The sequence below is a fragment of the Weissella hellenica genome, assembly GCF_005405545.1.
Taxonomy (GTDB): domain Bacteria; phylum Bacillota; class Bacilli; order Lactobacillales; family Lactobacillaceae; genus Weissella; species Weissella hellenica.
On record NZ_BJEG01000002.1, the window covers coordinates 18,743 to 34,311 of the forward strand.

12 protein-coding genes, 1 tRNA gene and 1 pseudogene are annotated in these 15,569 nt (G+C 37.8%); 4 read left to right on the forward strand and 10 right to left on the reverse strand.

Annotated elements, in window-relative coordinates; all coding sequences use genetic code 11:
• Window positions 1–52: 52 nt before the first annotated feature.
• The 5 genes from pepV to FFM61_RS08930 form a co-directional block, all read right to left on the reverse strand.
• On the reverse strand, window positions 53–1,456 hold the full coding sequence (gene pepV / locus FFM61_RS02245) for a dipeptidase PepV (protein ID WP_074427111.1): 1,404 nt from the start codon (window positions 1,454–1,456) through the stop codon (window positions 53–55).
• A gap of 72 nt (window positions 1,457–1,528) precedes the next feature.
• Window positions 1,529–2,860 carry an APC family permease gene (locus FFM61_RS02250; protein WP_074427110.1) on the reverse strand — a complete coding sequence of 444 codons (1,332 nt, stop codon included), beginning with the start codon at window positions 2,858–2,860 and terminating at the stop codon, window positions 1,529–1,531.
• 268 nt (window positions 2,861–3,128) lie between these two features.
• Entirely contained in the window at window positions 3,129–4,556 is a 1,428-nt protein-coding gene (gene gnd, locus FFM61_RS02255) for an NADP-dependent phosphogluconate dehydrogenase (RefSeq protein WP_074427109.1), read from the reverse strand.
• A gap of 96 nt (window positions 4,557–4,652) precedes the next feature.
• Complete coding sequence (locus FFM61_RS02260) at window positions 4,653–4,967, reverse strand: DUF7671 family protein (protein ID WP_074427108.1); 315 nt, start codon at window positions 4,965–4,967, stop codon at window positions 4,653–4,655.
• A 190-nt stretch (window positions 4,968–5,157) separates the two neighbouring features.
• Window positions 5,158–5,295: a hypothetical protein gene (locus tag FFM61_RS08930; RefSeq protein WP_168388703.1), complete on the reverse strand. Its 138-nt coding sequence runs from the start codon at window positions 5,293–5,295 to the stop codon at window positions 5,158–5,160.
• 188 nt (window positions 5,296–5,483) lie between these two features.
• On the opposite strand from FFM61_RS08930, the gene FFM61_RS02265 reads away from it, so the two are divergent.
• Entirely contained in the window at window positions 5,484–5,879 is a 396-nt protein-coding gene (locus tag FFM61_RS02265) for a pyridoxamine 5'-phosphate oxidase family protein (protein ID WP_074427107.1), read from the forward strand.
• Window positions 5,880–6,036: 157 nt separating this feature from the next.
• Window positions 6,037–6,957, forward strand: coding sequence for a magnesium transporter CorA family protein (locus FFM61_RS02270; RefSeq protein WP_074427106.1), 921 nt, complete (start codon window positions 6,037–6,039; stop codon window positions 6,955–6,957).
• A gap of 66 nt (window positions 6,958–7,023) precedes the next feature.
• Here the strand turns inward: FFM61_RS02270 and FFM61_RS02275 are convergent, their stop codons facing one another.
• The 4 genes from FFM61_RS02275 to leuS form a co-directional block, all read right to left on the reverse strand.
• Complete coding sequence (locus FFM61_RS02275; protein WP_074427105.1) at window positions 7,024–8,289, reverse strand: aminoacyltransferase; 1,266 nt, start codon at window positions 8,287–8,289, stop codon at window positions 7,024–7,026.
• Between the two features lie 341 nt (window positions 8,290–8,630).
• Window positions 8,631–10,622: a putative polysaccharide biosynthesis protein gene (locus FFM61_RS02280; protein WP_074427104.1), complete on the reverse strand. Its 1,992-nt coding sequence runs from the start codon at window positions 10,620–10,622 to the stop codon at window positions 8,631–8,633.
• Window positions 10,623–10,647: 25 nt separating this feature from the next.
• A tRNA-Arg gene (locus FFM61_RS02285) sits at window positions 10,648–10,720 on the reverse strand.
• Window positions 10,721–10,877: 157 nt separating this feature from the next.
• Window positions 10,878–13,292 carry a leucine--tRNA ligase gene (leuS, locus tag FFM61_RS02290; protein ID WP_074427103.1) on the reverse strand — a complete coding sequence of 805 codons (2,415 nt, stop codon included), beginning with the start codon at window positions 13,290–13,292 and terminating at the stop codon, window positions 10,878–10,880.
• Between the two features lie 157 nt (window positions 13,293–13,449).
• On the opposite strand from leuS, the gene FFM61_RS02295 reads away from it, so the two are divergent.
• Window positions 13,450–14,142, forward strand: coding sequence for a phosphatase PAP2 family protein (locus tag FFM61_RS02295; protein ID WP_074427102.1), 693 nt, complete (start codon window positions 13,450–13,452; stop codon window positions 14,140–14,142).
• Window positions 14,102–14,614 carry an RsmH family class I SAM-dependent methyltransferase gene (locus FFM61_RS02300; protein WP_074427101.1) on the forward strand — a complete coding sequence of 171 codons (513 nt, stop codon included), beginning with the start codon at window positions 14,102–14,104 and terminating at the stop codon, window positions 14,612–14,614. The genes FFM61_RS02295 and FFM61_RS02300 overlap by 41 nt, the downstream gene beginning before the upstream one ends.
• Before the next feature lie 61 nt (window positions 14,615–14,675).
• Here the strand turns inward: FFM61_RS02300 and FFM61_RS02305 are convergent.
• Window positions 14,676–15,556, reverse strand: a pseudogene (locus FFM61_RS02305) (ROK family protein).
• Window positions 15,557–15,569: the final 13 nt, after the last annotated feature.

Consider the following 15,569-nt stretch of genomic DNA (forward strand, 5'->3'; position numbering starts at 1 on the left):
TTTATAAGCCATTAATGACTCTTTATTTTTGCTTAAAAATCAGGGAATCTATTTATTGACATAATCGCCATAACGATTCAGCAAAAATGGCCATCGTTTTAGTCAAATTAACGACGGGTATATTTTCATTTGCCTGATGACTGGTCACTTTTAAATCTGGAAACTGGCCACCAAAGGCAACGCCTCGTTTCAATAAACGCGCATATGAACCACCATTTGATGTTCTTGGTGGTAAGTACTGACCAGTTTGTTTAGCATAAACATCTGATAAAACTTGTACCAATTCATCTTCAACTGACACTAGATGTGGTGGCATCCCTGCTTGAACCTGATTTACCTCTGCTTTTAGCCCATTTAAATGGCGTTGAACTTGCGTAATAATTGCTTGTAAATTAACACCCTGCGGATAACGAAAATTCAATAAAATCGTCCCCTGACCACGATTACTATAGCGCATCACACCAACATTCAACGTTAAATCACCCATTTGGGCATCCTGATATGCTAACCCTAAACCATGCGCATATACATCTTGGTGAATGGTAAAACCAACAAAGTCAAGAAAAGCTCGGGCATCCCCACCAAAATCATAATGACTCAAAAAATGAGCAAGGTAGGTGCCTGCATTTTTCCCATCAGCTGGATAGGCTCCATGTGCCTGTATACCCAACAGTGACAGTTTGAGCGTTTGACCAGTCTGTTTTGCATTACCATTTAAAAAAGGGTGTTGTTGTAAGAAATCATCAAAATCTCGCACCAAATCAACCCCATCAGGCACCATAATACGAGCCTTAGCTTCGCCTGGCACAACATTCGGTCGATTTCCGGATATAAAACGTTCTAAAATATAAATACCATTTGAACTGCTAGGAAATCTTAATTGTACCGTTTGAAAAGCTTTTTCCCCATTAATAACTGGGAATGCCCCATCAGGTGAAAAGCCCAATGTTGGTTCACCTTCTTGCTCAATATAACGTGGTATATCACGCCAACCATTTTCTTCATCAGTACCAATAATCAGTCTAATTTTACGCTTTAAAGGTCGCTTTTGATCAGCTAGCATTTTAATTGCATAATAAGCTGACATTAAATCTGCTTTCATATCAGCAGCACCCCGTCCAAAATATAGACCATCTAATATTTCTGGATTAAATGCTGGTCGTAACCAACCATCCCCTGCTGGAACAACATCGATATGCGTTAAAATACCAACCGTTTCAACAGCATCTTGTGGTCCAAATTCAATCCATGTCACCATGTTATCAACACGACTGTACTTAAACCCATCACGACTGGCAAATGCCTCCATTTGACTCAAAGCACGAATCATGTCAATCCCAAACGGTGTCTGTGGCGTTTGCGTTTTTACATCCAACACAGAAGGAATCCGAATAATTTGATTTAAATCATTAATCAATGCTTGTTCGTACTGTTTTGCTTGTATCGCCCACGTCATTATCCCTACCTCTAATTAAATTCTAATAGAGTTAGTGTACCGCGTTTTAACATTACTGACAATCATTCACAATTAGTGCTGACGCCGATGATTATAGTAATAAAATACTGGTAAGCCAACAGCAACTAATAACAAAGAAATAACGGCACCAGTGAAATCATTAATAATTGTTGAAAAAATAACAAAGAGGGCGCCGAAAATAGCAACTAATGGCGTAATTGGAAACAAAGGTGTCTTAAACAAAGTCTTTTCATCTAATGTTGCATCAGTCTTTTTATGACGCAAGATGAAAACACCAATAAACGCAGCGGTATAAAAAATCCAAATTGTAAAAATAGCAATATCTGACAAACGATCGACACCATTTGTATAAATAATCGCTAGGGCAATCGTCATACCAGCAACCGTCAAAATGGCGTTAGTTGGCTCTTGTGTTTTACGAGTTAATTTTGATAAATATTTTGGAAACAAGCCATCCAAAGACATTGCGTAGGCCATCCGAGGAAATGACATCATTTTCCCATTCAATGTCCCTAACATTGAAATAATAATGGCTATACTCAAAGCACGTCCGCCTAAATCACCAAAAGCAGCACGTACAACGGCGAACGTTGCATTATTTTGTAACGCAACAATTTTATCTGATGGTAATGCATGGTACACACCAAATGAAACACCGACATAGGCAACCACAATGATACTAACACCACCGACAAGCGACCGTGGTAAGTCGCGCCGTGGGTTCTTTAATTCACCAGCAATATTAGCCAATAAAATCCAGCCATCGTAGGCAAATAACGTGGCCAAGATCGCCATTCCAAATCCACCACCGTGGGTCACAGTATGTGTCACAGTTTGTCCAAGGGCATCAACCTTCCCGAAAAATAGTCCATAAATAATTAAAATTGCAATGGGAATTAATTTAATTGATGTTGTTAATACTTGGAAACCTGCTGCAACGCGATTTTCAAACAAGTTGACTGCGGCAATGAAGACAACATACAAAACAGAAATCCAAGTAGCATATTTCGTTGATACACCCAAAAAGTTAGCAGTTAAAAAGGCAGCATATCCTGCAATTGATGCTATAACTGCCGGTGCGTAGATAACAACTTGCATCCACCCTGTTAAAAAGCCGGCAACGGGACCATATAAAGATTCAATATAGCTATAAAGTCCGCCAGTCTTAGGTAAACGTGCGCCAATTTCAGCAATTGTTAAACCCGCTGCCAGCGTAATAATTCCTCCCGCTAGCCAAGCTAATAACCCTAATGTTGATGAACCAGCGGTTTGTAAAACACCTGCTTGCTTAAAAAATATTCCAGAACCAATTACCGTCCCCACTACCAACGATAATCCTGACCAAATTCCCATCGATCGCTTTAACTCAACATCCTGCGCCATATAATCACTCTCCTAATGTAAAAATAAACAAAAAAGCAGTCATCCAATTTAGTAATTGGGTGACTGCTTGATAAGTACTCACAGTTTAAGCGTTACACAAAACGCCCAATCACTAATTGTGTTGAGTTCAAGCGATTATTATTATTATTGTTCATAAATACAACCATTTGTTTAACTCTCCTTAATCAATGTACGGGTTTTGCTTAACCAAATAAATATTAGCATACTTTATACCACATAACAACATAAATAAATTTATATTGTTATTTTATGCTTCGTCATACCATGAATAATGGTACATTTCACCAGTGGGCTTATCAACACGTTCATACGTGTGGGCCCCAAAATAATCGCGCTGGGCTTGAATTAAATTAGCTGGTAACACTGCTGAACGATATGAATCATAATAAGCTACTGCTGCTGACAGTGATGGAACTGGGACACCCGCAGTAGTTGCTAATGCAATCACGCGACGAGCAGCATCCTGGTAAGACTCAGCAATTTGCTTAAAGTATGGTGATAGTAACAAATTGTGCAAATCAGGCGTTTCATCATACGCATCAGTAATGCGTTGCAAGAATTGTGCACGAATAATTGCACCAGCACGCCACAATTGGGCTAATTCACCAAACGGCAATGACCACTCATAGTGGTTTGAAGCCATCCGTAATTGATCAAACCCTTGTGCATATGACATCACTTTACCAAAATACAAAGCTTTACGAATATCTTCAATCGTTGCATTTTCGTCACCCTGGAATTCATAATTTGGTCCTGCTAATACTTCAGAAGCCGCAACACGATCTGTTTTTAATGCTGAAATATATCGTGCATAAACAGATTCTGTGATTAAGGATTGTGGCGCCCCAACTTCTAATGCTGATTGTGATGACCACTTACCAGTTCCCTTATTACCGGCACGGTCCAGAATCATATCAACCATTGGCTTGCCTGAACCTAAATCATCATCCCGCGTTAGAATATCTGCTGTAATTTCAATCAAATACGAGTCTAACTCACCTGTATTCCATTGCGCAAAAGTATCAGCTAAATGCTGCTTATCTAATTTAAGGATGCGTTTTAACATATCATATGATTCAGCAATAAGTTGCATATCGCCATATTCAATCCCATTGTGCACCATCTTCACATAGTGACCAGCACCATCAGGTCCAATATACGTAACCGTTGGCTTACCATCTTCAGGTGCCTTAGCTGCAATTTCTTGCAAAATTGGTTCTACTAAATCATAAGCAGCCCGCTGACCACCTGGCATCATCGAAGGCCCTTGCAAGGCTCCTAATTCACCACCAGATACCCCCATGCCAATAAAGTTAACTCCTGATTTTTCTAACTTTTCTGAACGACGAATCGTATCTTCAAAGAAAGTATTACCACCATCTAATAAAATATCACCTTCATCTAGATAAGGTAATAATTCTTCAATAACGGTATCAGTTCCGGCACCTGCCTTAACCATCAATAAAATACGTCGTGGCTTTTGAATTGATGTGACAAAATCCTCAATTGAATAACTAGGTACAAATCCTGAATCAGGATGCTTGGCTACCAAGTCTTCCGTACGCCCGGATGTACGATTATAAAGTGCTACTTTATAGCCACGTGATGCGACATTTAAGGCTAAGTTACGCCCCATAACAGCTAATCCTACAACCCCAAATTCTGCTGTTGCCATATTTAAATCCCCCTATTGCTCAAATAAAAAATAGTCTGTATGCATTATTTTAACCTGAGATTTATAAAATAACAGCACAATATTTGATAATAAAAATTAACTGGTATAGTTTGTTAATAATTGCTTTTTCAATGATTCTGGTCCCATCGTTGTTAAAAAGCGCGAAATTGGATTGAAGTCATGCCGATTTTTAAACGCTAATGGTCTAATTGCAATCAACATCACAAATAAATTATTTTCTGTTAAAAATAATTGGCCTGGTTCTAGTAGCTTGCCTTTAGTGTGTTTACCAATACGCCAACTATGAAATGTTACTTGGTCTATTTTATTTTCTTTTAGCGCATACTGACCATCATTGGCTTGCTGCACCACCACGCCAATTAATTCTGCTGTTGGATATTTACTTGCCATCGTTTAATGCTCCTCGTTAGTCTTTGCTATTTCATCGCTAATTCATTTTTTATTTTTACCTATATTTTATAATCACTGCGTTTATTTATCATCCGATATCCAATAATTTTTATTTTTAAATAACAAAAAAACCGTACCAATGTATATCTACATCAGTACGGTTTTTGTTTAATCACTAATTAAAATCAAATTACTTTGATTCCAATTCAGTTTTACCCTTGGCCCATTGTTGGATGTTAACAATTTCAGCATGACGTGCCTTCTTTGCTTGGTCATGTGAAACTGGACGACGGCTGGCCCATGAGTTATATGGTGACTTTACTGCCATAGTTTAATTCCTCCATTTTTGTTATCGATAACTTTTAAAGTATACCGATATTCAACAAATTAGTCAACTCCTCATTACCGTTAGATGACAGAATTTCTAAATAAGCAGTAATCATTTGCTTTCCGGTTGCTCATTTCTTATAATTAGTAAGTGATATAGTCTTTATTTTATGAGGGAGGTCATCTATTATGGCTAAATTAACTGATGATATGAAAAAAATGATACAAGAGCAATTTCCATTTTTAGCTACCGCCGATGAAAACGGCATGCCAAAAGTCGGCCCAAAAGGATCATTACACGTGTTAGATGACTCACACTTAGTATATTTCGAACACACTTTCCATCACGCGTACCATAATTTACAACAAAACGGTCGCGCTGCTGTGGCTGTTGCTGACCGCGAGGCACAAAAAGGTTTCCGTTTCGAAGGTCAAGCTCACATACATGAGAATGATGATTTAGCTAACGAACTCTTGCCTGAAAGTATTTTTGACCGTTTCCCAAGGGCTGCGCTTGTTATTATCGATGTAGAGCACATTTTTAAATTAGACAATACACTAGAAGCCGGCACACAAATTGCTTAACTGACGATTTCATTATCTTTATAATCGAACCCGAGACCGACAAGCTAACCATTTAATATGGCTGACTTGTCGGTCTTTATATATACCAGACATTGTTATACTATGATAGGATACCTTAAAAATATATGGATGAATTAATAAAGAAAAGAGCACTATCATGATTAACAAACAACCACTATCTGCCAACGCTACTTGGTATCAAATTGATGAATTAACCCCTGAGGACCGCGAATGGCTGGTCCATTCCAAAAACATTCCAAACGAAATCATAAACTATGCTATCGACCCTTATGAAAGTGCACGTATGGAATTTGATGATGAACACCATTATAATCTAATGATTTTTGACGTTGTTACCCCGACATCAAATCGGGCAACAACTGAACCAATTAGCTTTTTATATAACATCGACCAACCTGATTTGTACATATTTACACGTAAAGAAACTGACTATGTCATTAATTACATAACAAAATTCACCAACGAAACAGCTGAGAATTCACAAATACAACCAATTGATTTCATCCTCAACGTTGCCGAAAAACTGTCCGGTGAATTTATGAAGTCAATTTTAAATATCAATCGGAAACGTCTATCTATTCAAAGCTCAATCAAGTCAACTAAACCTACTCAACCCGCCATCAATCAACTAATGTCTTTACAAACAGACTTAATTTATTTAATTAATTCATTACAAACAGACCATACGTTACTAACAACACTTAAAAAACATGATCACAATACTCTAAATTCTCGTCAAATTGAACGAATTGAAGATGTTGAAGTTGAATTAAAACAAGCTTTAGATACTAGTAAACTTTCTCAAGAGGTTACCAGCAGCGTTGCCAATGCTTTTGATAATGTTGCCAATGCCAATCTAAATTGGACCATGAAATTATTAACCGTTTCATCAATCGTTTTAACTGTTCCCACGATTATTTCTGGATTTTTCGGTCAAAATGTCATCTTACCATTAACACGCGTTAACGATGGTTGGATATACACTATCTTGATTACCGTTATTTTTATGATTATTATCACGCTCATTCTATGGCATTATGGTTTCTTTAAAAAATAAATAAGATTAAAAAATGTAATGACAGTAGTTTAGAACTAACATCATTACATTTTTTATTTATTCACACTATCCGCGCGCCAAAATTTTCTTTAAGAAGCGATAAACTGCATATTTGGTACTGTTAATTGGCTTGATAAATGAACCAACCTTTTCCTCTGCATAACCAGCGAAACCTTGTTTAAATCCTAGTACACCATCAGAACCATCAAATACACCAGAAATGCCGTAGAAATTATAATTTGGAATCTTACGTGCTACTGCTTGTTTAAATGCATATTCTTGCACAGCATATGGCCCGTAAAAATTCTTATATTCATCATACGTACCTGAATAAAGGTAAATCATTTCATTAGCTGTCGCTAAGAATAAAGCACCTGCGATGACAACAACATCCTTGCCAGCCTCTTGGCGTGCAGTCTGTGCTTGCGCAATTCGTTTTTCGTGTTGCTTATGTTGATCAGCATATTCAGCGCGTTGTCGCTTTAACTTTTTATAATTTGGCTTTTCAGCAATTCGTGCATCTAGGTTAGCCACCACTTCGGCTAGATGGTCACGTGCTTGTTGTTGTCCTTTAATATAGGCCGGAAAATCCATTTCAGCAAATACAAAGTACGCATCATCACCGTACTCTTCAAAGACGGTTTCATAAAAATCTAAGTCTTTATCGTGATAGTCTAATCGATTAGCCGTATCTTGCGTTAAAGCTTTAAATGCGGGCAATTCATCTTTGGCTAATCGATGAACTTTAATCCCAAATTGGTCCGTTTTCTTCAAATAATATTTACCATCTTTAGCAAATGATGCCCGTAATGCCTTAGAATCACCATCAACATCTAATACTGGCTTTAGTGATTTCACGTATTGCCTAGATGGTGATGAATTAGTTGTCCATCCTTGTGTTGCAGGCGCATGTGTAAAGCCAATTGCCATTAGCGCATCAATCACCGTATTATCATCTGTACCAATTTGTGTACCGTCATCATTAAATTTACGATAAATTGCATTGGGCATAATTCGTAAAAAAAGACCCTGATGTTCCTTAGCAAATGCCATAACACCCGCAACAAATTCTGTCACTAACTCTTGATTACTAAAATCAATCAACATACCACCGTCAATTTGAAAAAGATTTCCCATTTTTACCGGAATCCATCCCAAAACTGCCGCTGCTTGAACTTTATGATCTTCAACTAAACCAACTAAGCTTGTTTGCCAGCCACGACGAGCTAACAAACGAGCTTGTGAAGCTGTTTGTAAATAACTACCGTCAGCATGCGTTTGGGCGAATGCTTCAAATTCTGCCGTTGTTAATTCTTCAAATGAACGTGTCATGTTTAACTCTCATCCTTATCTTCATATATATTATTTTAAATTATACGCTATCTGCCTTAAATTTTGGCAAACAACTCATAAATATAGGTTTTCCACAGTAAATAGTGTTAAAAAATTTAATAAAAAGTATCCAAACAAGCAACTTAGATTGGTTTTCCAATATTTTTTTATGACTTAAAATTTAAATTAAAAAGTAGTCGGTGGAAATCTAACACTCTTTTCCACCTTTTTACATGAGTTTTCCACAAACAGGCGGTCTTTTACACAGGTTTTTCCACAATTTAGTTTAAAAAAAGTTGGGCTCAATATTTGAGTCCAACCATATCTTAATATTCGTCATTTTATTTTTTTAAATGCAACTTATGCGCCAATTTAACGGCCCGGGCACCTAAAATTTCCTCACCAACATGTGTCTTTAAAATAGTTATACCATAAATGCTAGTCCCAATCGCACCAGCAATTACTAACAACAATAATTGTGCTGATTTAGTATCTGGCACAAACAGACCTAACGTATAAGTAATTGGTGTGACAACTGCATACATAATTAAACTCCAAAACAGAATAACCATGAACGTAGCATTAAAGGATGACCAATCAATATGATATAAAGTCGATAGATGATAAATCGCAATAATCATTCCCACCATAAACGCAATAGTTGTTGCAAGCAACGGTCCCATTCCTTGTAACCAGATCGTTAATGGTATTTGCAAAACAAACTTAAGGATGAAAATTAACACCAACAGTCTAACTGTATACCCCAATCGTCCTAATCCTTGATAAATCGCTAACACGACCATATACAAACTCAAGAAAATAGCTGAATAACTAGCAAATTGTAAAATCAGCGTACCATTTGTGACATCATTTGTTTGATAGAACAAAATGTATAGTGGACGCGCAACAGCAACCATCCCCAAAACAGCTGGAACCATCACAAATGCTAGTAACTTAAAAGCAAATTGAATTTGATGGCCAATATTTTCACGATCACCAATCTCACGGGCTCTTGAAATCATCGGTAAAGCTGTCTCAGACATTCCTACAGCTAATGACACCACCAACATGACCAACTTGTTTGAGTTAAAAGCAAACTGGGCATACATCGCTTGCATGACACCACTTGAAACATCCGTAAATGCACGAATAATTCTAAAGAACGTGTACTGATCAAACACTTGGATCAATGAAATGGCCGAACCTGCAAAGATGACCGGCACTGACTGACGTGCCATCCGTATTAAGATAGCCCGTGCATCGAATTTTTTAACCGATACACCCTGTCTACGTTTTTCGTTAAAGAAACGACGCCGACGCAAAATACCAAATAGTAAAATGACGATTCCAGCTAACGCACCCCAGAAAGCGGCGAAGGTTGATTGAACTGTTGCATCAATCCAGTCGCCATGATGACCAACCATAATCCAGTACGTCATGGCTAACATGTATACGACACGTACCAGTTGTTCAATAAACTGGGACCAAGCCGACAAACCCATAAATTCAAAACCTTGCACATAACCACGCAACATTGAAAGTATTGGGATAATGACAACCGCTGCTGATAATGCTCTAATGACCCGAACAACATTCGGGTCACCTTGTGATAGCAACCCTGCTGACAAGTATAGTATAGCACCAGCAACAATTCCCAAAATAGCACCAAGATTTAGTGCCTGCCTGAAGATGTACCGAATCGCTTCATACTGTCGCGAAGCACTATACTCAGCAACCAATCGAGCTAACACATTTGGCAACCCAGCAGTTGCAATCAGCAAAGCCACACTATAAATCTGATAACCTTGTGAAAATAACGAGTTGGCAAGATTGTAGTACACATTTCCAATCATCGCAATCCACGGAATGATATACAACGCACCTAGCAGACGTGACGCTAAGCTACCAATCGTCATCCAAGCTGAACCACGCAGCATTCGGGACTTGGCATCTTTTTCCGATTCTACTGGTGGCGTAATTTTTTCTTCATATGTTACTGCTGATTGTACCGGTGCCACTTCAGCACTTTTTTCAACTGCTTTTTCAGTTACTTGTTGTTTAGTCAGGGGCGTTGCTAGGTTGCTAGTGACTGTGTCTGGTACTTCATGTACTTTAAACGTTGCAACACCATTTTTATGCATTTTAACGTTAGGATTATTTGCTACTATTGGTTTCGTACTCTCTGACGTTGTACTTTCCGGAGAAAGTGCATCATTATGCCGTTCATCAAAAACTTCATCAACTTTTTTACCATTAATAATTTGATTTAATTCTTCAAACGTAATATCTCGTCGAAATGGCGAATTTGATTGGGGTGTTTTATCGTCCTTCATGCTTAGTCCCCTTCCTAATATTTGATGACGCTACACAGACTCGAACTGTGATCTAAGACTTAGGAGGTCCTTGTTCTATCCTGTTGAACTATAGCGCCGATAACAACCTAATATATTATTATACACAAGAAATCTAATTGTTTGTAGATGTAATTCGCCACATTCAATAATAATAACGTATCTGACCATAAATAACGCATAAAAAAATCACTGAATTCAGATGAATACAGTGATTTCATTTAATTATTATAACGACTAAATAACAAAGTTAACTAGCTTACCAGGTACAGCAATAACTTTCTTAGGTTCAGCACCATCAAGTTGCTTTTGAATAGCTTCTTCATTACTTGCAATCTTAATCATAGCTTCACGATCAGCATCAGCTGGTACAGTAACACGACCACGTAGCTTACCATTAACCTGTAGAATAACTTCAATTTCATCAGCTACCAAGGCAGCTTCATCATACGTTGGCCATTTAGCATACGCAATTGATTCATCAGCATGTAAGTAACTCCACAATTCTTCAGTCATGTGTGGGGCAATTGGATTCAACATTTTAATAAATCCTTCAACATATTCAACTGCCAAGTTTTCTTGCTTGTAAGCTTCATTGATGAAAATCATCATCTGTGACACTGCCGTATTAAAACGTAAGTTCTCGTAATCATCAGTCACTTTTTTAACGGTTTCATTGTAGATTTTATCAAGTTTGTGATCATTAACTGTTGTAATGTGATCACGTAACTTATCTTCATCATCAATGATCAAGCGCCAAACACGATCTAGCCAACGACGTGACCCAGCCAATCCTTCTTCTGACCAAGCAATTGATTGTTCCAAAGGTCCCATGAACATTTCATACAAACGCAATGTATCTGCACCATATTCAGCAACAACATCATCAGGATTAACAACGTTGCCCTTTGACTTTGACATCTTTTCATGGTTTTCACCAAGAATCATTCCTTGATTAGCCAACTTTTGGAATGGTTCCTTCGTATGTACAACACCTAAATCGTACAATACCTTGTGCCAAAAACGTGCGTATAGCAAATGCAATACCGCATGTTCTGCACCACCAATATACAAATCAACATTTTTCCAGTAAGCTTCTGCCTCTGGTGACACAATTTCTTGATCGTTGTGTGGATCCATGTAACGCAAGTAATACCATGATGATCCAGCCCACTGTGGCATCGTATTTGTTTCACGCTTACCTTTACGACCGTTCTCATCAACAACATTAACCCAATCATCAACATTAACCAATGGTGACTCACCCGTACCTGAAGGCATAATATTATCAACCTCTGGCAAACGTAGTGGTAATTCTGATTCAGGTACTAATGTTTGTTCACCATCTTCCCAGTGAATAACAGGAATTGGCTCACCCCAGTAACGTTGACGTGAAAAAATCCAATCACGTAAACGGAAGTTAACCTTCTTGTGACCAGCATGATTTTCCTCTAACCAATCAATCATCTTGGTAATGGCTTCTTCTTTATCCAAACCATTTAAGAAATCAGAATTGATATGTTCCCCATTGCCAGTATAAGCTTCCTTTTCAATGTCACCACCAGCAATAACGGGACGAATTGGCAAGTCGTACTTCTTAGCAAAATCATAGTCGCGACTATCATGGGCAGAAACTGCCATAATAGCACCCGTTCCGTATGATGCTAAAACATAATCACCAATCCAGATTGGCAATACTTCACCATTAACTGGGTTAATAGCGTAAGCACCGGTGAAAACACCGGTCTTATCTTTATTCAAGTCCGTACGCTCTAAATCTGACTTAGAAGCAATTTCAGCCTTCAAAGCTTCAACAGCATCACGTTGTGCATCTGTGACAATTTTTTCAACAAGCTGGTGCTCCGGTGATAAGACCAAATATGTTGCACCAAACAACGTATCAGCACGTGTCGTAAATACTTCAATTTCATCATCAGTATTTTGCACTTTAAAATTAACTGATGCCCCAATCGAGCGACCAATCCAGTGACGTTGTTGTTCCTTAATGGCTTCTGGCCAATCCAAATCTTCCAAATCATCAATCAAACGATCTGCGTATGCTGTGATTTTCAAAGCCCATTGGCGCATTGGTACGCGATAAACTGGATAGCCACCACGCTCCGTTTTACCATCAATGATTTCCTCGTTGGCAACGACTGTTCCACCATTATAATCTGGGGCCCAGTTAACCATGATTTCATCTTCGTAAGCTAACCCTTTTTTATATAATTGTTCAAAAATCCATTGGGTCCACTTATAATACTTAGGATCCGTTGTGTTAACTTCGCGTGCCCAATCGTAAGACAAACCCAATGATTTCATTTGGTGACGGAAAGTTTTGACGTTTTTAGCCGTTACCGTCTTTGGATCTTCACCAGTTTTAATGGCGTATTCTTCAGTTGGTAACCCAAAAGCATCAAAGCCCATTGGATGTAAGACATTATAACCTTGCATCCGCTTCATACGTGACACAATGTCTGTCGCCGTATATCCCTCTGGGTGACCAACATGTAATCCTTGTCCAGATGGAAATGGAAACATGTCCATTGCAAAAAACTTTTCTTTATCAGTTGCATTTGTTGTTTTAAATGTCTGATTTTCATCCCAAAAATGTTGCCATTTTTTCTCTACTAATTTGTGTTGATATGCCATGATTGATAACCTCACTTTAATAGTCTTACTTTATCAAAAAAAGACCGAGCTTTCAATATTCATAAAGGATTAGCCAAATTAATTCTCATTAATATTTTTAAGACATTTTGTGCTAAACTAATAAAATGAGAAATAAATAAAAAGGAGGTCGCAACAAGTGCACTTACGTAAATTTGATTATTTCCAATTAGCCATTGCTTTAGGTGGTTTAACAATATTTATTATTATGGCATTGGGTTATGTCTACAATCTTGGTTACATTGGTATAATCGATCATTTTGGTTTTCGTTATATTCGTGAACCACTAACCCCTGAAAGATCATGGTTTTTCCGCAACATTACGCGTGCTGGTAACACAAAATGGACTGCTCTAGTCATGGCTATCACCGCAATCATTGCGTTACTAATTCGTAAATGGGATGTCGCCGTGTTTATGATTGTCAACGTTGGTGTCTTTGGCGGTGGTGTGATGAGTGTGTTTAAGCATATTTTCAAACGACCACGCCCCGACATTTATCATGTTATTGAGCAATCAGGTTATTCATTTCCTTCAGGGCATGCGTTAAACGCTATTTTACTTTACGGTTCATTAATTGTTTTAGTCCATTATTATTTAAAATCTGAAGATAATATCCGCTATGCATTTATGACCTTGTTTGCGGCTTTAATTATCGCCATTCCTGTTAGTCGTGTCTATTTAGGCGTACACTACTTGTCAGATATTTTGGCCGGTTTTGGCTTAGGAACCTTCCTATTAATTATGTCTAAAGAAGTTATTTTTAAATATCGTACACGAGAGGTTTTCGAAAATGCGCAAAATTCAAAATCTAGTTCAAATATCACTAAATGAATACTTAAATCCTGGTGACCTAGCGATTGATGCTACTATTCATCATGGGGACATCACTCGTTTCTTAGCTAGTCGCGTTGGTGATACTGGCAAACTTTTGGCCTTTTCAGAAAAAAAAGATGAAATCGATGATGTTGCTGCCTCACTATTCTTAAGCGGTCTAAATGAGCGAGTTGATTTGATTAATAAAGATTTTACAAATATCATCAACTACCTAGAACCAACCCAACCAATTGGTGCTGCCATGTTTCAATTAGATGCTCAAATAGATTTAGCGGCCGTTCAAAATGCTACTAAAGCCATTTTAATGTTTTTAAAAACAGATGGCCTCTTATGCTTGCTAAGCGAAGATGCGCAATTGTTAAACACCATCAAGGGGTACTTTGCTAAACTGCCAGCTAATTCTTACAGCGTATCTTATTATGAAAATATGTTAACATCAGAAAGTGCGTTGGTAATACAACGACATTAAAAAATCATTGCTTATCTAACAAATGTCATAATGATCTTGTTAGTAAGCAATGATTTTTAATTTATTTAGTTAATAATGATTTAGCTAGATAGAAGCACCCTAAAATACCAGCATTATCACCATGTTCAACATGCATAATATAATGTTCTAAATCATCAACTGGTAAATAATCAGCTAACTGGCGTGCAAATGATTCACGAACCATAGGTAATAAAATACTACGATGTGGTACACCACCACCAAATACAATTCTATCTGGCCTTAAAATAGTTGTATATGTTACTAATGCCTGTGCCAAATAATCAGCTTCAATTTCCCAAGCCAAGTGAACATCAGGTAGAGATTTTGCTGACTCTTGCCAACGTTCTTCAATTGCTGGTCCTGAAGCTAACCCTTCTAAACATGTATCCCCATGGAATGGACAATGTCCCGCATATTGATCTTTAGGATGTTTACGCATCATAATATGGCCCGCCTCAGGATGTGAATTACCACTCAATAATTGGCCATGTTGAATGATTCCAGCTCCAACACCTGTACCAACCGTTAAATAAACAACATTTTCAACATCTTTTGCTGCACCCGAAACATATTCTGACCATCCAGCACCATTTACATCTGTTGTCCAATAGTAGGGAATGTCACGCCATGCTTTCATAGCACCCAAAAAATATTATAGCCTGACCATCCCCGCTTAGGTGTATCTAAAACATATCCATACGTTCGACTTTGTGGATTAATGTCAATCGGCCCAAAGGCGGCAATTCCAATTGCAGCAATGTCTTGGAATTGATCAAAAAATGTTATTACTTGCTTAATTGTGGCTGCGCCATCTAACGTTGGAAAACTTTCACGTGCAATAACTTTATCCGGATTGTTCACATCAACTACTGCAACAACAAACTTTGTTCCACCTGCTTCAATTGCTCCTAAAAACGACATTATATTTCTCCTA